Source organism: Plantibacter sp. VKM Ac-2885, assembly GCF_015351205.1.
GTDB lineage: Bacteria > Actinomycetota > Actinomycetes > Actinomycetales > Microbacteriaceae > Plantibacter > Plantibacter auratus.
On the sequence record NZ_JADKSK010000001.1, the window covers coordinates 1,788,034 to 1,804,819 of the forward strand.

The window sequence follows — 16,786 nt, forward strand, 5'->3', positions numbered from 1 at the left end:
CCAGGGGGAGGGATTCGGCCGGAATCGGAGTGCTTGGCGGCACGCGATTTGCACGCCCTCAGAATGCATGCTAGGTTTATCTCTTGTGCCGCAGGGTGGAGCAGTTCGGTAGCTCGCTGGGCTCATAACCCAGAGGTCGTAGGTTCAAATCCTGCCCCTGCAACAGAAAAGATGAAATCCCGGTCTCCTCGAGACCGGGATTTCGTCGTTTCCGGAGAAGTGTGGTCCGGCACGACTCGGTCCCTGAGCTTGTCGAAGGGCGGTCGGGTCGGGGCACTTCGACAGGCTCGGTGACCGGGTGTGGGTGGTCCGGGCTCGAGGGTCAGTCGAGCGCTGCAACCGGGAGGCCGAACGCCGCGGCCACGCCGGCGTTGGTGATCGCACCCGCGTGGATGTTGACGCCCGCGCGGAGCGCTGCGTCGGCCGCCACTGCTGCTCCCGTGCCCTGGTCGGCGATGGCGAGTGCGTACCGGAGGGTGGCGTTGGTCAGCGCGCGCGTCGAGGTCTCCGGGACGGCGCCGGGCATGTTGGCCACGCAATAGTAGAGGCTGTCGTGGACACGGAACGTCGGGTCGTCGTGCGTCGTCGGCCGGGAGCCCTCGAAACAACCACCCTGGTCGATCGCGATGTCGACGAGCACCGAGCCGGGCTTCATGTCCGCCACCATGGCGTCGGTGACGAGCTTCGGGGCCTGGGCCCCGGGGATGAGCACCGAGCCGATGACCAGGTCGGCGTCGCGGAGCTGCTCCGCGATCTCGTACGCCGATGACGGCCTGGTCTGGATCTGCCCGCTGAAGCGGTTCTCCAGCTCGCGGAGGCGAGGGATGGAGATGTCGATGATCGTGACGTCCGCCTGCATGCCGAGCGCGTTGGCTGCGGCGTGCTCGCCGGCGACCCCGCCGCCGATGACGACGACCTTCGCCTTGGGGGTTCCGGGCACGCCGCCCAGCAGGATCCCGCGTCCACCGGTGGCGCGCATGAGGTGGTAGGCGCCGACCTGCGTGGACAGTCGTCCTGCGACCTCGCTCATCGGCTGCAGGAGCGGCAGAGAGCGATTGGGGAGCTGCACGGTCTCATAGGCGATCGCGGTGGTCCCAGAGGCGAGCAGGGCGTCGGTGAGGGGACGGTCCGCCGCGAGGTGCAGGTAGGTGAAGAGCGTCTGGTCGGCCCGCAGGAAGCCGTACTCGGCGGCGACGGGCTCCTTCACCTTGAGCAGGAGGTCGCCTGCCGCCCAGACGGAGGCCGCGTCGGCGGCGATGGTCGCCCCGGCGGTGCGATACGCGTCATCGTCATTGCCGGATCCGAGGCCGGCGCCCGCCTGGACGACGACCTCATGGCCGTGTCGGACGAGTTCGTGGACGCCGCCGGGTGTCGCGGCGACCCGGTTCTCGTTGTTCTTGATCTCCGTGGGGATGCCGATTCGCATGGCTGGTTCCTCTCGCAGGCTGGGCCAAGGCTCGGCTCTCCCGCTCGTCGGTGGACGGTGTGCGACTATTCTGAGGTTGCTGCGTTTCAGCCGGATGAACACCGCAGCTTTTGCGGAATTCGCATCTGAACTCGATGATGATTCGGCTGAAAGAGAGAGTGGGCGCAGGATGACGAACAATCTGCACGGGCGTGCGGACCTCGACGACGTCGATCACGCACTCCTGCGGCTCCTGCAGGAGAACGCACGCATGACGAACGCCCGCATGGCGGAGCTCGTCGGCATCGCCCCCTCGACGTGCGTCGCCCGGGTGCGGTCGCTCGTCGATCGCGGCGTGATCACGGGGTTCTCGGCGCGTATCGATCCGGTCGCGGTCGGGCTCGGTCTGGAGGCGCTCATCAGCGTCAACATCAGGGCGGGGGCTCGCGCCCGTATCGCCGAGTTCAGCGCCGGCATCCGACAGCTCCCGGAGGTCGTGCAGGTGTTCTTCCTCGGCGGCTCCGAGGACTTCGTCATCCATCTCGCGGCGCGGGACAGCGCCCACATCCGCGACTTCGTCGTCGAGCACCTGTCGGCCGATCCGACGGTCGCCTCGACCCGCACGAGTCTGGTGTTCGATCATTCGTTCATCGGCGTCGCGGTGGGGGAGTGAGGGCGATCCACGCCAGTACCGGCCGAGCGAAGGTCACGAACGCATAACGAAGATGTTCGGCGGAAAACCCTGACCATGTTCGGTTTTGCCATGGAGGCCGTGCGCGATGTCCGCCTTTTGGGGGATCGTCGATTAGCCAGCAGCTGTGAGTTTCGTTAGCGTTGTCGACGGCCCGCAAGGGCTGACCTACGTAACCGCGTCCCGCCCCCTGTCGCCCCGTGACGGCGTGCTGGACGTACGGTCGAACGCCACGCGGTAGCCGTTGTCGCCCCACGTGATCCGAGCCCGCGCGCTGTCCATCAGTGCGCCGATGGGGCGGATCGAGAGCCGTTCGACCCGGCCTGACGATCGACAGGAAGAGCGCACCGCGGTTCCGCGTGCGCTTCCAGGAGAACACATGACCGAAACGATTGCCGTCTCCGCGACGGGACTGTACAAGGTCTTCGGCAGGAAGCCGAAGGAAGCCGTGAAACGCCTGCAGGCCGGTGCGTCGCGAGACGAACTCGCCTCCGGCGGGACGACCGCAGCCGTCATCGACGCCTCGTTCGAGGTGAAGCAGGGCGAGATCTTCGTCGTGATGGGCCTCTCCGGCTCGGGCAAGTCGACGCTGATCCGGATGCTCAACGGCTTGCTCGAGCCGACGGCGGGCACCGTGACCATCGCCGGGAAGCCGATCTCGGGGGTGTCCTCGAAGCAGCTGCGTGCGGTCCGACAGGACAACATCTCGATGGTCTTCCAGCACTTCGCCCTGCTGCCGCACCGCACGGTGCTCGAGAACGCCGCCTACGGACTCGAGGTGAAGGGTGTGCCGGCCGCTGAACGACGCGAGCGGGCCCAGGCCGTCGTCGAGCGCGTCGGGCTCGCAGGCTGGGAGGACAAGCTCCCGGGCCAGCTCTCAGGCGGGATGCAGCAGCGCGTCGGCCTCGCCCGCGCACTCGCCTCGGACACCGACATCCTCCTCATGGACGAGGCGTTCTCCGCGCTCGATCCCCTCATCCGCCGCGAGATGCAGGAGCAGCTCGTCGAGCTGCAGGCCGAGCTCGGCAAGACCATCGTGTTCATCACCCACGACCTCAACGAGGCGATGTTCCTCGGCGACCGGATCGCCGTCATGCGCGACGGCCGGATCGTCCAGGTCGGCACCCCGAACGACATCCTGACCGACCCGGCGAACGACTACGTCGCCCAGTTCGTCCAGGACGTCGACCGCGCCCGCGTCCTGACCGCCGGTGGCGTGATGGAACCCGCGCGCTCCGTCGTCTCCGCATCCGCCGGACCCAGGGCTGCCCTGCGCATCATGCGTGACCTGCAGACCTCGACCGCCTTCGTGGTCGGTCCGGGTCGGCAGCTCCTCGGCGTCGTCCGCGACAAGGACGTGCTGCGACTCGTCCGTGCGGGCGACCACGAGCTCGGCAGCGTCATCACCGCCGACCTCGCCACGGTCTCGCCGGAGGCGGCGCTCGTCGACCTCTTCGAGTCCGCCGTCGAGAGTGCCCTGCCCGTCGCGGTCGTGGACGAGCGGACGCGCCTGCTCGGCGTCGTCCCGCGGGTGACCCTGCTCGCCGCCGTCGGCAACGTTCCGACCAACACGGACGAGATCAGCCTCGTCGGGCCGCCGGCGACGGTGCCCGTCGAGCTCATCACGGCGACCCTGCGGTCGACCGCGGAGGACCCGCAGCACCCCGACGACGTGACCTCGTCGATCGAGACCAGCGCCGCCGAACCGGCAGCGAGCCTGCCGGAAGGGAGTGTCCGATGAACGGCATCCGTCTCCAGTCGTCCGGGTTCCTGGACGCCATCACCCGCCCCGAGATCGGTGCGTGGGTCGAAGCCTTCGTCGACTTCATCACCGACGTCTTCCAGCCCGTCTTCGACGTCATCCGGAGCGTCTTCCAGGGGCTGTACGACGGCGTCGACCTCGTGCTCAGCGGTCCGCCGTTCTGGGTGATCATCATCGTCGCCGCCCTGCTGGCCTTCGTCGCACGGGGCCCGGTGTTCGCCGTCGGCTCCGCGGTCGGGCTATTGATCATCGTCGGCGTCGAGCAGTGGGACAACGCGATGGACTCGCTCTCGCTCGTGCTCGTGGCCGGACTCATCGCCATCGTGATCGGGATTCCGCTCGGCATCCTGGCGGCCCGCTCGAAGGTCGCGTCGTCGATCATCCGGCCGTTGCTCGACTTCATGCAGACGACTCCCGCGTTCGTCTACCTCATCCCCGCGCTCATCCTGTTCCGCATCGGCGTCGTCCCGGGCATCGTCGCGACGATCGTCTTCGCGCTGGCCCCGGCCGTCCGTCTCACGGAACTCGGGATCCGCAACGTCGACCGCGAGGTCGTCGAGGCCGGCAACGCGTTCGGTGCTTCCTCGTGGCGGATCCTCCGCCAGATCCAGCTGCCGCTCGCGATGCCGAACATCATGGCCGGAGTCAACCAGGTCATCATGCTCTCGCTCTCCATGGTCGTCATCGCCGGCATGGTCGGCGCCGGCGGTCTGGGTGGCGACGTCGTCAAGAGCCTCTCCCGGATCGACATCCAGCTCGGCTCCGAAGCGGGCCTGTCGGTCGTCATCCTGGCGATCTTCCTGGACCGCCTCACGGCTTCCCTCGGCGGCGGTCGCAAGCAGCGCGGGAAGCGCACGAAGGCTGCCCCGTCCTCGCCCGGCGGGATCCGACCGGCGCCTGCCTCGAGCACCACGACGACCGACAGCACCGCCTCAGGCGAGGAGCAGCGCACTCCCGCCGAGTCGCCGACCGCCGTGCGGTGACCCACCGGCACACAGCTTCCATCCGACGACACCGATCCCCGCGTCACGCGGGACGAAAGGAATCATCGAACATGCAGTACCGCACCAAGATCGCAACCACCATCGCAGCGGGGGCGGCGGCGACGCTCGCCATCTCCGGCTGCTCCGCGGGCGCCTCGGACGAGACGCTCGAGAACGGCGACAAGCAGGCGGTGACCATCGCCGTGTTCAGCGGCTGGGACGAGGGCATCGCGGCCTCCGAGCTGTGGAAGGCCGTGCTCGAGGAGCAGGGCTACGACGTCACCCTCGAGGAGGCGGAGCCCGCCCCGGTGTTCTCCGGCCTCAGCACCGGTGACTACGACCTGACGCTCGACGTCTGGCTGCCGACCACGCACGCGAGCTACATCGAGAAGTTCGGTGACGACGTCGTCGACCTCGGCGCCTGGAACACCGACGCCAAGCTCACGATCGCCGTCAACGAGGACGCCCCGGTCGACTCGCTCGAGGACCTCGCGGCCAACGCGGACCTCTTCGACAGCCGCCTCGTCGGCATCGACCCCGGTGCCGGACTGACCGAGGCCACCCAGGACAAGGTCATCCCCGAGTACGGCCTCGACGACTGGGAATTCCTGACCTCGGGCACCCCGGCGATGCTCTCGGAGTTGAAGGCCGCGACCGACGCCGGCGAGAACATCGCCGTCACACTGTGGCGTCCGCACTGGGCCTACGACGCGTTCCCGATCAAGGACCTCGAGGACCCGAAGGGCGCCCTCGGGGATGCCGAAGGCATCCACAGCTTCGGCAAGGCCGACTTCGCGGACGAGTACCCGACGCTCGCCGGGTGGCTGAAGGACTTCGACTTCGACTCGGAGCGACTGTTCTCGCTCGAGAACGCGATGTTCAACGAGGGGGACTCGAAGGACTACGCGCCCGTCGTCAAGCAGTGGATCAGCGACAACCAGGAGTACGTGGACTCGCTCACCAAGTAGCGGATCGATGAGACGACGGGCACCGGAGCGATCCGGTGCCCGTCGTCGTGTGCATCGGAGCGTCAGCTGCTGAGTCGGGCGAGGCCGTTGACGGCCCGCTCCAGCACCTCGACGCGTTTGCAGAACGCGAACCGGACCAGCGACGCGTAGTCCGGGTCGTGCCGGTCGAGACAGAACGCCGACAGCGGCACCGCCACGACCCCGGCGAGCTCGGGCAGTGCCCGGCAGAACGCCGCAGCGTCGTCGAAGCCCAACGGTGCCGCATCGGCCACGATGAAGTAGGTGCCGCCCGGTCGGAAGGTGTCGAACCCGGCGGCGGAGAGGCCAGCGCTCAGGAGGTCCCGTTTGCCGCGCAGGCCGTCGGCGATGGCCGTGAACGCGGCGTCGGGCAGCCGGAGTCCGGTCGCCATCGCCGGCTGGAACGGTGCGCCGTTGACGTAACTGAGGTACTGCTTGACCGTCGAGACGGCCGTGACGAGTTCGCGGGGTCCGCTCAACCAGCCGATCTTCCACCCGGTCGTGCTGAAGGTCTTGCCACCGGACGAGATCGTGATTGTGCGTCCGGCGGCACCCGGCAGCGTCGCGATGGGGACGTGCCGGACGTCGAAGGTCAGGTGCTCGTAGACCTCGTCCGTCACGATGATCGCATCGTGGCGCTCCGCCAACTCGGCGACCAGGTCGAGCGTCGCGCGGTCGAGGACGGTGCCGGTCGGGTTGTGCGGCGTGTTGACCAGGATGATCCTGGTCCGATCGGTGACGGCGGCGCGGAGCTCGTCCGGGTCCGGCTGGAAGTCGGGGGCGCGCAGCTTGACCGTCCGGTGCCGGCCGCCGGCGAGGGCGATGAGTCCGCCGTACGCGTCGTAGAACGGCTCGAAGGTCACGACCTCGTCGCCGTGCTCGACGAGGGCGAGCAGGGTCGCGGCGAGCGCCTCGGTCGCTCCGGCGGTGACGAGCACCTCTCCCTGCGGGTCGGGCTGGAGACCGTAGAACCGTCGCTGGTGCTCGCTGATCGCGGTGCGGAGATCGAGGGTGCCCGGGCCGGGTGGGTACTGGTTCTCGCCGCGCTCGATGGCCGCGACCGCCTCGGCGAGGACCGCCTCGGGCCCGTCCTCGTCGGGGAACCCCTGGCCGAGGTTGACGGCTCCGGTCTGCAGCGCGAGCGCGCTCATCTCCGCGAAGATCGTCGACGAGACGTGTCCGTCCTCGTCGACGAGGCCGGCGCCTTCGGCGGTGCGCCGCCAGGGTCCGTCAACCACCATGTCGATCTCCCTCCGTGGCCGCGGGCGCGGGCCGCTCCCAATCTAGGACACCGTGCGCAGGTCCTTGCGGCGAAGCCCTAGCCGGCGCACAGCGGGCGCGAATGAAACACTCAGCTCAGCACGGGAAGCTGACTGCGCTTGGAAGGAGCAGAATCGCCATGACCGACACCGCAGACGGACAGCAGCCCGCCGAACACCCCCAGTCCACCCCGAACGGTGAGACCGCGCCGCAGTCCGCACCCGCTGAGCAGACGGGCGGCACCGTGCCTCCCGCGAGCGAGGCACGGCCGTCGACCTCAGGAGCGTACTTCCCGCCCCCGACCGCGATGCCACCGGTCGCACCGCCCGCCGGTCAGCCGACGCAGCAGCCGTACGGCGCGGCCCAGCAGGGCTCGCCGTACCAGCAGGCGCCGCAGCAGCCGTCCGCAGCCTTCTCCCGTCAGCAGCAGCCGAACCCGTACGCCGCCTACCAGCAGCCCACCGGTCAGCAGCCCACGGCCCAGCCGCAGCCCGGTCAGCAGCACGGTCCCTACGGTGCGTCCCCCTACGCCCAGCAGCCGACCGGGCAGCACCCTGGCGTCCCAACGCCACCGGCAGCGCGGACGAAGAAGACCAACCGCCCGCTCGCGGGCATGGTCGCGATGCTCGCCGTCGGCGCCCTCATCGGAGGAGCGTCCGGCGCCGGGGCGACGCTCTGGGTCACGAACGCGACGAAGTCGAGTGTCTCGAGCAACGAGGCTGGCTCGAAGGCGTTCACCATCAACGACGACGCCGACGTCAGCCTGACCACGGCCATCGCCGCGACGGCAGGGCCGAGCGTCGTGACGCTCTCGGTCCAGGGCGGGCAGAGCGCCGGTACCGGTTCGGGGATCATCCTCAGCAAGGACGGTTACGTCCTGACGAACACGCACGTGGTCACCCTGGACGGCCAGGTCGCCGACCCGACCATCCGGGTCACCGATGCGAACGGCAAGCTGTACAACGCCAAGATCGTCGGCACGGACCCGATCTACGACCTCGCGGTCATCAAGCTCGAGGACGCCTCGGGTCTCAGCCCGATGGAGTTCGCGAACTCCGACAAGCTCAACGTCGGCGAGACTGCCGTCGCGATCGGTGCGCCGCTCGGACTGGCGGGGACCGTCACCGACGGCATCGTCAGCGCCCTCAACCGGAGCATCACCGTCGCCTCCTCCGCCGTTCCGGACTCCGGATCGAGCGACGACGGCGGGTCCGGCGACTCGAACGGCGACAACCAGAGCCCGTGGAACTTCGACGTGCCGGGGCAGACCACCCCGACCGCGCCGACCTCCTCGATCTCCATCGCGGTCATCCAGACCGACGCGGCGATCAACCCCGGCAACTCGGGTGGCGCGCTCGTCGACGGCACCGGCAAGCTCATCGGTGTCAACGTCGCGATCGCGAGCGCCGGAAGCACCGACTCGTCCTCGCAGAGCGGCAGCATCGGCGTCGGCTTCGCCATCCCGGCGAACATCGCCAAGCGCGTCTCTGACGAGATCATCAAGACGGGCAAGGCGACCCACGGCCTGCTCGGCGCGACCGTGAAGGACGCCTCGAGCGACGCCAAGAGCACGGTCGCCGGCGCGCTCATCGACAAGGTCACCGACAACGGCGCCGCGCAGGCCGCGGGTCTGAAGTCCGGGGACATCGTCACCGAGTTCAACGGCGTCCCGGTCACGGGTGCGAACGACCTCACCGCTCAGGTGCGGGCGCTCGCGGCCGGGGCGACGGCGAAGCTCACCTTCACCCGCGGCAACGACTCGCAGACCGCCGAGGTCACGCTCGGCGAGCTCGCGCTCTGACACCCGGGGCGTCATGCCCCGGAGGACGCCCGCACGGCCTCCGTGCGGGCGTCCCCCGCGTCCGGGCCACCCCGACGACCGGCTGCTAGGCTCGATCGAACGAAACACGGAGTGAACCCCCATGTCGAACGACACAGGCCAGGCCGACGCACCGTCGTTACCCGGAGTCTCCTACGTGATGCCGGTGTTGAACGACGTCCGACACGTCAGGGCAGCCGTCGACAGCCTCCTGGCGCAGGACTACGCCGGTGACGTGGAGATCACGATCGCCGTCGGGCCGAGCATCGACGGCACGACCGAGCTCGTCCGAGAGCTCCAGGCGGCCGACCCGCGCATCCACGTGCTGGAGAACCGCGTCGGGTCGACCCCGGCCGGGCTCAACCTGGCGATCGCCGCGTCGACGCATCCGATCGTCATCCGGGTCGACGCCCACTCGGAGCTGCCCGACGACTACGCGCGACTCGCGGTCGAGACCATGCTCCGCACGGGGGCGCAGAACGTGGGCGGCATCATGGACGCCCAGGGGCGCACGAGCTTCGAGACGGCGGTGGCGCGGGCGTACGGCTCGCGCGTCGGACTCGGTGGCACACCCCACCACGTCGGCGGTCGAGAGGGGCCGGCCGACACGGTCTATCTCGGCGTCTTCGATCGCGAGATGCTGATGCGGGTGGGCATGTTCGACGAGCGCATCAAACGCGGACAGGACTGGGAGCTCAACCGCCGGATCAAGCAGGCCGGCGGCCTCGTCTGGTTCACGCCCGCATTGCGCGTCGTCTACCGCCCGCGTGCGAGCATGCGGGCCCTGGCGCGACAGTTCTTCTCCACCGGGCTCTGGCGCGGCGAGCTCAGCCGGAGCTTCCCCACCCGCGGCACGCTCCGGTACTTCGCGCCGCCGGTCCTGGTGCTCGGCATCGTGCTCGGCACACTGCTCGGGCTCGGAGGCCTGGTCCAGCTGGGTGCGGGAGCGACACCGTGGCTGCTCATCGGGTTCGCGGCCCCCATCGCCTATGCGGCCATCGTGCTGCTCGCGAGCATCGTGGTCACCGGGCGGGACGGGATACGCACGAGCCTCTGGATGCTCGCCGTCCTGCCGTGCATCCACTTCTGCTGGGGCACGGGGTTCGTGCTCGGCTACTGCTCGCTCGCGAAGGGCATCTCCGCGCTGCGCAATCCACCGAAGGCGGTCTAGATGTCGGATCCCAGCACGGCCGGAACCGGTCCACGGCTCACGCCCCCGCGGACGATCGCCGAACTCCGAGCCGTGGCGCAACCGCCGGAGGTCCGCGCGCGGAAGAACGCCGAGCACTGGACCGCCGACCTGTACCTGCGAGACCTGTCGCCGTACGTCACGTGGTTGCTGCTCCGGACGAGCATCAGTGCGAACGGCGTGACGGGTCTGATGATCCTGACCGGCTGGGCGACCGCCGCCGCGCTCCTCATCCCCGGATTCGGCGGTGCGTCCCTCGCACTCGTACTCGGCCAGACGCAGATGCTCGTCGACTGCTGCGACGGTGAGGTCGCGCGCTGGCGGCGGACGTCGAGTCCGGCCGGTGCGTTCCTGGACTCGGTCGGCCACTACTCCACCGAGTCACTCATCGCGATCGCGCTCGGCATCCGTGCCGCCGCGTGGCCGGTCGATGCGCCCGAGGACCTCGTCTGGATCACCCTCGGATTCGCGCTCGCGCTGTTCGTCGTGCTCAACAAGGCACTGAACGACATGGTGCGCGTCGCCCGCGCCGGGTTCGGGGCGCCGAAACTCACCTACTCTACGGAGGAGTCGGCGCCGCGCGGGGGACTGCTCGCGACGGCGCGGACGGTGGCGCGGTTCCTCCCGTTCCACCGGCTCTTCCACTCGGTCGAACTCACCATGGTGATCTTCGCCGCTTCCGTGGTCGGCCTGTTCGTCGGCGACGTCGAGGCGATGCGCTGGGTGCTCGCGATCCTCGTACCGCTCGCACTCCTGACGCTCGTCGGGCATTTCATCGCGATCGTCTCGTCGAAACGGCTCCACGCGTGATGTCCGGCCCGATCCCGGTCACGCGCTCCGTCGGCGTCGTGGTCTTGACGCAGGGGACCCGCCCGGTCGAACTCACCGCAGCCGTGGAGAGCGTGCTCGCCCAGCAAGCGGTGGAGCTCGACGTGGTCGTGGTCGGCAACGGCTGGCAGCCGACCGGACTTCCGGACGGCGCTCGAGGCCTGGCCCTGTCGGAGAACCTCGGGATCCCCGCCGGACGCAACCGTGGTGCCGACGCCGTGCAGGGGGAGTTCGTCTTCTTCCTCGACGACGACGCGACCATCCCGTCCACCACGTTCCTCCGCGACGCCATCGCGATGCTCGACGCGGACCGCTCCATCGGCCTCATCCAGCCCCGGCTCGCCGACGCGGACGGTGCAGCGACGCCGTCCCGCTGGGTGCCGCGCACTCGCGACAAGGACCCCAGGCATTCGAGCGCCGTGTTCTCCTGCCTCGAAGCGGCCGTCCTGCTGCCGCGGTCGGTGTTCGACGCCGTCGGTGGATGGGCAGACCCGTTCTTCTACGCGCATGAGGGCATCGAGCTCGCCTGGCGGGTCTGGGACCAGGGGAGGCGAGCCTGGTACGAGGCGTCCCTCGAAGCGAACCACCCGGTGACCGAACCGACGAGGCATACCGCCTACTACCGGCTCAACGCGCGGAACCGGGTCTGGCTCGCGCGGCGGAACCTCCCCGTGCCGCTCATCCCGCTGTACGTGGGCTCCTGGACCGCGATCCAGGTGATCCGGTGGTGGCGGAAGCCGGAGGCCCTCCGCCCCTGGTTCGGTGGCTGGCGCGAGGGCTGGCGGACGGACCCCGGCGAACGTCGCCCACTGCGCTGGCGGACGGTCTGGCGGATGACGCGCGCAGGACGACCTCCCGTCATCTGAGCGGCGGGCACCCGTCGTGATCCCACCGTGACCTGGCGTCGTTACGCTTGACGGATGCTGGAGCTGACATGGGACTGATCAGAGACGGTCGTCGTGCCATCACCCTCGCCAAGGACCTGCTCGCCAACCGTCGGGCCAGAGCCGTCCTCGCGGCGCAGATGCAGGCGGCTCCCGTGATCGAGCCGGGGCGCTACAAGGTGGCCGTGTACTTCGCAGACGGTGCCGTCAACATGTACCAGATCCGACAGTGGTACCGGCCGCTCGCCGAACTGTCCAAGCAGTGGCCCGTCCTCATCCTCAGCCGCGGTGCGACGGCTGCGGCGAAGCTGTTCGAGGAGTCGCCGATCCCGACGGCCTACGTCCGGACGGTCGTCGCCCTCGAGCGCACACTGGCCGAACAGGACATCCGCGTCGTGCTGTACGTCAACCAGAACGCGAAGAACTTCCAGATGTTCCGCTACGGCTCCCGCTGGCACGTCTTCGTCAACCATGGCGAGAGCGACAAGATGTACATGACGACGAACCAGTTCAAGGCCTACGACTACAGCCTCATCGCCGGCCAGGCGGCGAGGAACCGGCTGGAGCGGGTGCTCTGGGACTACGACTTCGACAAGCGTGCGATCATGATCGGCCGCCCGCAGGCCGACCACTATTCGGGCGAGCTGCCCTACACGCCCGATGAGCGGACCGTCGTCCTGTACGCGCCCACCTGGGAGGGCGACCGCGCGGCTGCGGCGTACGGCTCGATCGCGAGCCACGGCGTCGCCCTCGTCCGAGCACTCATCGCGACCGGGCGGCACCGCGTCGTGTACCGCCCGCACCCGAGGAGCGGTGTCATCGATCCGGCCTACGCGACTGCGAACCGCGAGATCATGGCCGCGCTCCAGGAGGCGAACCGTGCGGACGCCTCGGCCCAGCACGTCGTCGACACGGGTGCCGACCTCGGCTGGCAGCTGGCGGCTGCGGACGCGGCGATCGTCGACATCTCCGCGATGGTATACGACCGCCTCGCGAGCGGGAAGCCGCTCATGATCACCCGCCCGGTGAACCCGGAGGCGGAGATCGACACCGGAGGGTACCTCTCGGCGTGCGAGTGGCTCGATGCATCGGACGCAGCGGACATCGTCGACGGGGTCGACCGGCTCCTCGGTGATCCCGAGACGGTCGCTCGACTGCAGCACTGGGTCCAGTACTACTTCGGCGACACGACGCCCGGGGTGACGACGGCGAGGTTCCACAGCGCGATCGAACATCTGATGTCGGAGTGGGAACGGTTCGCCCTCGCGCACGCCGATGGCCGGCCTGAGCTCGACGAGCATGAGGACGACGAGGACGAAGACGAGGGCGACGACGAGGATCGCGCCCGAGGCACCACGAGCCGTTGAGTCCGCGCCCAGGAGAGCCGCGTAGGGTCGGGCAGGTGAATCCGTCCTCCGGGCGACTGGCCTCCCTCGACGGAGTCCGTGGCGTCGCCAGCGTCGTCGTGGTGCTCTACCACGTGTCGTTGCTCGCACGACCCTTCGCGACGGGCCGGATCTCGGAGCCCGCCTGGGACATCGCGACCGAGACACCGCTGAAGCTGCTCTTCGCGGGCACCGAGGCGGTGCAGGTGTTCTTCGTCCTGAGTGGTCTCGTCGTCGCGCTCCCGCTGTTGCGAGGCGGTGCGAGCTGGCCAGGGTTCTTCGCCGCCCGATTCGTGCGCCTCTACCTCCCCGTCTGGGGCTCACTGCTGTTCGCCGCCGCACTCATCCTGCTCATCCCCAGGGATCCGGCGTCGGTGACCACCGGTGAGTGGATCGCGAATGCGAACGCGACGAGCGTCGACCCCCTGCACCTCCTGACGGAGGCGACCCTGACGCCGGTGAGCTACGACCTGGTGAACACCCTGTGGTCGCTGCGCTGGGAGCTGATCTTCACCCTCCTCCTCCCGGTCGCCGTCCTGCTCGCTCGGCTGCTGCGTCGCTGGGCGTGGCCGATCGCCGCACTGATGGCCGTGGTCATGGTGCTCGGGCGGGTCGCCGGGATGGACGCCGCCGTGTACCTGCCGGCCTTCTTCATCGGCACGCTGATCGCCGTCAGACTCGACGACCTCCGCGCCTGGGCGGCGGATCGGTCCCGCCCCCTGCAGTGGGCGATGCTGACGGCCGGCTCCGCGCTCCTGCTCGTCGCGAGCTGGCTCTCCCGACCGTACGTCGAGTCCTCCTCGACCCTGGGCCAGGCGCTCTGGGGCCTGTCGGGCGTGGGCGCGGCCGGCCTCATCGTCGTCGCCATCGGAAGCCCGTTCGCCAGGAGGCTCCTCGAGACCCCGCCCGTCCTCTGGCTCGGCAAGGTGTCGTTCAGCCTGTACCTCGTGCACGCCCCGATCCTGGCCACACTCGCCTTCATGTTCGGCGACGAGCGCTGGTGGCTGGTCGGCATCGTGGGCGTGCCACTCAGCCTGCTGATCGCCGCCGGATTCTTCCAGCTCGTCGAGCGTCCGTCCCATGGCCTGGCGCGCCGCGTCGGCCGAGGGGTACAGACGGGGGTCGCGGCGGTGCGCTCCCGGATGCTCAGCCGACGCGAGGGACGAGCGCGTTCCGCTTCTTCCGGCGAGCGGCCGAGTGCAACTCCTGAGCCCACCGACGGGTGACGGCTTCGTCGTCGTACTGCTCCGCGGTCGTTCTGGCGTTGCGACGCATCGCGTCGACTTCGGCTTCAGGAAGGGCGAGCAGGCGCTCGATGGCGGCCGACACGACGGCCGGTTCCGCGGACGGCACGAGGAACCCGTTCCAACCGTCGCGGACGATGTCGGCCGGTCCGTAGGGGACGTCGACCACGATGGGAAGACATCCGGCTGCCATCGCCTCGATGAGCACGAGCGGGAAGCCCTCCGAGGTTGAGGTCATCACGAGGAACGAACCCGAGCCGAGCTGCTGCCGGGCGGAGCGGTCGTAGCCGTGGAGGACGACGCGGTGGTCCGGGTCTTCGGCGGTGAGGAGCGACTGCAGTTCGTCGAGCAGCTCGCCGCCGCCGTACACGTCGAGCGTCGGGGGAGGCCCATCCGTGGACGTGGCGGCGAGGACGGCGCGGATCGCGTGCGCCGGCCGCTTGCGAGCCGTGAGCGAGCCGAGGAACATCCCGCGGCTGCGCGGTCGAGGCGCACGTGCGACCTCCGGGGCGACGAGTTCGCGCGAGTTCGGGATGACACTGAGCGAGGCGTGCTCGCCGAGCATGGTCGTCACGTCCGCGAGCTGTCGATCGCTCAGGAGCGCGACGAGGTCGAAGTCGTCGAGCGCCTCGAACACCGCTCGCCGCGACTCCCGCAGCCGACCGTGTGGCCGTTCCGTGCCCTGGAGGTGCGAGGCGTGCACGACGTGCGCGGTGACGACGTTGCGCTTCCGGTAGCTCAGGACGAACGGGGCGATGGTCTTGCTGTCGACGATCATCCAGGCCGGCCCGCCTGCGGTGATTGCGTCGAACCAGGCGCGGTACAGCGACCAGATGCGCCCCCAGGAGCGGACTGGACGACCCTGCTCGTCGCAGAGGACGACCGAGCGGCCGCCCTTCACGCCCCGTTCACGCGTGTCGCGGCGGTCGGACAGGAGCAGGGTGCCGTCGGCTCGGTAGACGTCCACCTGCAGGATCTGACCCGAGTCGTCGTGTCGCTCGCGGCTGAGGACGGCGTCACCGCGGCGTCGTTCGCTGCCGACCTCGTCGAGGGGGAGCGGGGTGAACCCGTGGCGCGCCAGGTCGAGGGAACCACCCGGCAGGGGGTTGTCGCGGAGCCAATCCCAGAGGTTGACGACCCGGAGGCCGTCGATCAGGTCTCCGCGCGTGCGCAGCCGCGACTCCAACTCGGGGTAGTCCGGTCGGTGGTCGAAGGTGAGGACGTCGACCGGGGTGTCCGCCAGTCTGATGAACGCGCGGGAGCGCTGGAGCATCGCCTCGGTCATGCCGCCGAAGTCGTCCGACAGGCCCCAGGTCACCGCGAAGTGGCGACCTTCCGGGAACGGCTTCTGGGGGCGGCGCAGGAAGGGAAGTCTCACCCTCCGACGGTACGCGATGGACCTGGAGGGATGCCGCATCCCGGGCGGCCCGGTCGGGAGCGGTCCGCCGCCGGCCTCGAGCGGTCAGGGGCGCTGCTCGGACCCGTCGCCGACGGCCGCATCGCCGCCTGACTCGATGGCCAGGTGCTTCCGGCGGCGGAACACCTGGTCGCGGATCTTCCCGAGGCCGGACCGGCCGGAGACGGCCCGCATCCGCGGTTCGAGGTCGAGCGGGACGACGAAGGGCGCCGGTCCGAACGCCTGGCGGGCAGCACGGACGACCTGTCGGCCGAGCATGTGGTTGCCGATACCGCCGACGGCCGCTCCGACGCCGAAGGGGAGCGCCTTGCCGATGACACCGGCGCTGCCGCTCGCCGCGAAGTGCTTCACGAAGCGCACCCGCAACTGGTCGGCGACGGGGCCCACGATCATCGACGGCAGGCCCTGGGTGATCGTCTGGCCCCAGAACGCCTGCCGCGGGACTCCCTTGCCGGCCGCCTGGGATCCGAAGTTGCGCAGGAGGTCGGTTCCGGCCTTGCCGAGCATCATGGTCATGACGAGCGCGCGGGATCGCATCGGATCCGCCAGGGCGATGCCGTGGACCTCGGTGACCGACTGGGCGAACAGGGCGGTCGCCTCGAGGAACCCCGCCGTCTCGACACCGGAGAGCGCGAGGGTCGTCGCCGTCCCGATCGCCGGGACCACAGCGGTCGCGCCGACGGCGGCTCCCGTCGTCGTCACCGTCGTGAGGTACCGGCGCTCCAGGACGCGGATGAGCTGGTCGGCCGTCGCGTTCGGGTACATCCGCCGGATCGAGCGGATGTGCGCCACGACCACCGGTCGCTGGACCCAGAGCAGTCGGTCGAGCGCCCGCACCCATCCCGGCTCGGGCAGTGTGGGCTGCTGTGCTGCGGCGGTGGGGAACTGGGCGGGACCCGGAACGGGTCCCTGCTGCGGTCCGGTCATGACGAC

Annotated in this window: 14 protein-coding genes and 1 tRNA gene; 11 read left to right on the top strand and 4 right to left on the bottom strand. The window is 69.6% G+C overall.

Annotated features, from left to right (window positions below):
* The first annotated feature begins 89 nt into the window (after positions 1–89).
* Positions 90–163: transfer RNA gene (locus ITJ66_RS08600), tRNA-Met, on the top strand.
* A 159-nt stretch (positions 164–322) separates the two neighbouring features.
* On the opposite strand, the gene ald is transcribed toward ITJ66_RS08600, so the two are convergent.
* A complete protein-coding gene (gene ald, locus ITJ66_RS08605; protein ID WP_194644375.1) occupies positions 323–1,426 on the bottom strand; it encodes an alanine dehydrogenase in 1,104 nt (367 codons plus the stop codon).
* Between the two features lie 169 nt (positions 1,427–1,595).
* Here ald and ITJ66_RS08610 point away from each other — a divergent pair, with 169 nt between their 5' ends.
* From ITJ66_RS08610 to ITJ66_RS08625, 4 genes are all read left to right on the top strand, one after another.
* Positions 1,596–2,078, top strand: a complete 483-nt coding sequence (locus tag ITJ66_RS08610; RefSeq protein WP_079705560.1) for an Lrp/AsnC family transcriptional regulator — start codon at positions 1,596–1,598, stop codon at positions 2,076–2,078.
* 397 nt (positions 2,079–2,475) lie between these two features.
* Entirely contained in the window at positions 2,476–3,837 is a 1,362-nt protein-coding gene (locus tag ITJ66_RS08615; protein WP_191940801.1) for a glycine betaine/L-proline ABC transporter ATP-binding protein, read from the top strand.
* Complete coding sequence (locus ITJ66_RS08620; protein ID WP_124769028.1) at positions 3,834–4,841, top strand: proline/glycine betaine ABC transporter permease; 1,008 nt, start codon at positions 3,834–3,836, stop codon at positions 4,839–4,841. The genes ITJ66_RS08615 and ITJ66_RS08620 overlap by 4 nt, the downstream gene beginning before the upstream one ends.
* Before the next feature lie 71 nt (positions 4,842–4,912).
* On the top strand, positions 4,913–5,809 hold the full coding sequence (locus ITJ66_RS08625) for a glycine betaine ABC transporter substrate-binding protein (protein WP_079705563.1): 897 nt from the start codon (positions 4,913–4,915) through the stop codon (positions 5,807–5,809).
* A gap of 62 nt (positions 5,810–5,871) precedes the next feature.
* Here the strand turns inward: ITJ66_RS08625 and ITJ66_RS08630 are convergent, their stop codons facing one another.
* Entirely contained in the window at positions 5,872–7,068 is a 1,197-nt protein-coding gene (locus ITJ66_RS08630) for an aminotransferase class I/II-fold pyridoxal phosphate-dependent enzyme (RefSeq protein ID WP_194644376.1), read from the bottom strand.
* Positions 7,069–7,226: 158 nt separating this feature from the next.
* On the opposite strand from ITJ66_RS08630, the gene ITJ66_RS08635 reads away from it, so the two are divergent.
* From ITJ66_RS08635 to ITJ66_RS08660, 6 genes are all read left to right on the top strand, one after another.
* Positions 7,227–8,888 (top strand): trypsin-like peptidase domain-containing protein, encoded by a 1,662-nt coding sequence (locus ITJ66_RS08635; protein WP_194644377.1) that lies wholly within the window; start codon positions 7,227–7,229, stop codon positions 8,886–8,888.
* A gap of 121 nt (positions 8,889–9,009) precedes the next feature.
* Positions 9,010–10,077 carry a glycosyltransferase family 2 protein gene (locus tag ITJ66_RS08640; RefSeq protein ID WP_194644378.1) on the top strand — a complete coding sequence of 356 codons (1,068 nt, stop codon included), beginning with the start codon at positions 9,010–9,012 and terminating at the stop codon, positions 10,075–10,077.
* On the top strand, positions 10,078–10,905 hold the full coding sequence (locus tag ITJ66_RS08645; protein WP_194644379.1) for a CDP-alcohol phosphatidyltransferase family protein: 828 nt from the start codon (positions 10,078–10,080) through the stop codon (positions 10,903–10,905). It abuts the gene before it with no gap.
* Positions 10,905–11,789: a glycosyltransferase family 2 protein gene (locus tag ITJ66_RS08650; RefSeq protein ID WP_194644380.1), complete on the top strand. Its 885-nt coding sequence runs from the start codon at positions 10,905–10,907 to the stop codon at positions 11,787–11,789. Before ITJ66_RS08645 ends, ITJ66_RS08650 begins: the two co-directional genes overlap by 1 nt.
* Positions 11,790–11,857: 68 nt before the next feature.
* The gene (locus ITJ66_RS08655) at positions 11,858–13,174 is read left to right on the top strand and encodes a CDP-glycerol glycerophosphotransferase family protein (RefSeq protein ID WP_194644381.1); all 1,317 of its coding nucleotides are present in this window, start codon (positions 11,858–11,860) and stop codon (positions 13,172–13,174) included.
* Between the two features lie 35 nt (positions 13,175–13,209).
* Positions 13,210–14,418 carry an acyltransferase gene (locus ITJ66_RS08660; protein WP_194644382.1) on the top strand — a complete coding sequence of 403 codons (1,209 nt, stop codon included), beginning with the start codon at positions 13,210–13,212 and terminating at the stop codon, positions 14,416–14,418.
* Here ITJ66_RS08660 and ITJ66_RS20135 read toward each other — a convergent pair.
* Both ITJ66_RS20135 and ITJ66_RS08670 read right to left on the bottom strand, forming a co-directional pair.
* Complete coding sequence (locus ITJ66_RS20135; protein ID WP_194644383.1) at positions 14,339–15,814, bottom strand: glycosyltransferase; 1,476 nt, start codon at positions 15,812–15,814, stop codon at positions 14,339–14,341. The two genes, ITJ66_RS08660 and ITJ66_RS20135, sit on opposite strands and share 80 nt — an antisense overlap.
* Positions 15,815–15,898: 84 nt before the next feature.
* Positions 15,899–16,780, bottom strand: coding sequence for a hypothetical protein (locus ITJ66_RS08670; RefSeq protein ID WP_191940811.1), 882 nt, complete (start codon positions 16,778–16,780; stop codon positions 15,899–15,901).
* Positions 16,781–16,786: the final 6 nt, after the last annotated feature.

Bases quoted from the DNA above. Each gene is read 5' to 3' on its own strand.
- ITJ66_RS08640 (WP_194644378.1), top strand. From the start codon at position 9,010: ATGTCGAACGACACAGGCCAGGCCGACGCACCGTCGTTACCCGGAGTC.
- ITJ66_RS08670 (WP_191940811.1), bottom strand. From the start codon at position 16,780: ATGACCGGACCGCAGCAGGGACCCGTTCCGGGTCCCGCCCAGTTCCCC.
- ITJ66_RS08635 (WP_194644377.1), top strand. From the start codon at position 7,227: ATGACCGACACCGCAGACGGACAGCAGCCCGCCGAACACCCCCAGTCC.
- ITJ66_RS08645 (WP_194644379.1), top strand. From the start codon at position 10,078: ATGTCGGATCCCAGCACGGCCGGAACCGGTCCACGGCTCACGCCCCCG.
- ITJ66_RS08610 (WP_079705560.1), top strand. From the start codon at position 1,596: ATGACGAACAATCTGCACGGGCGTGCGGACCTCGACGACGTCGATCAC.
- ITJ66_RS08620 (WP_124769028.1), top strand. From the start codon at position 3,834: ATGAACGGCATCCGTCTCCAGTCGTCCGGGTTCCTGGACGCCATCACC.
- ITJ66_RS08650 (WP_194644380.1), top strand. From the start codon at position 10,905: ATGTCCGGCCCGATCCCGGTCACGCGCTCCGTCGGCGTCGTGGTCTTG.
- ITJ66_RS08655 (WP_194644381.1), top strand. From the start codon at position 11,858: ATGGGACTGATCAGAGACGGTCGTCGTGCCATCACCCTCGCCAAGGAC.
- ald (WP_194644375.1), bottom strand. From the start codon at position 1,426: ATGCGAATCGGCATCCCCACGGAGATCAAGAACAACGAGAACCGGGTC.
- ITJ66_RS08630 (WP_194644376.1), bottom strand. From the start codon at position 7,068: ATGGTGGTTGACGGACCCTGGCGGCGCACCGCCGAAGGCGCCGGCCTC.
- ITJ66_RS08615 (WP_191940801.1), top strand. From the start codon at position 2,476: ATGACCGAAACGATTGCCGTCTCCGCGACGGGACTGTACAAGGTCTTC.
- ITJ66_RS08625 (WP_079705563.1), top strand. From the start codon at position 4,913: ATGCAGTACCGCACCAAGATCGCAACCACCATCGCAGCGGGGGCGGCG.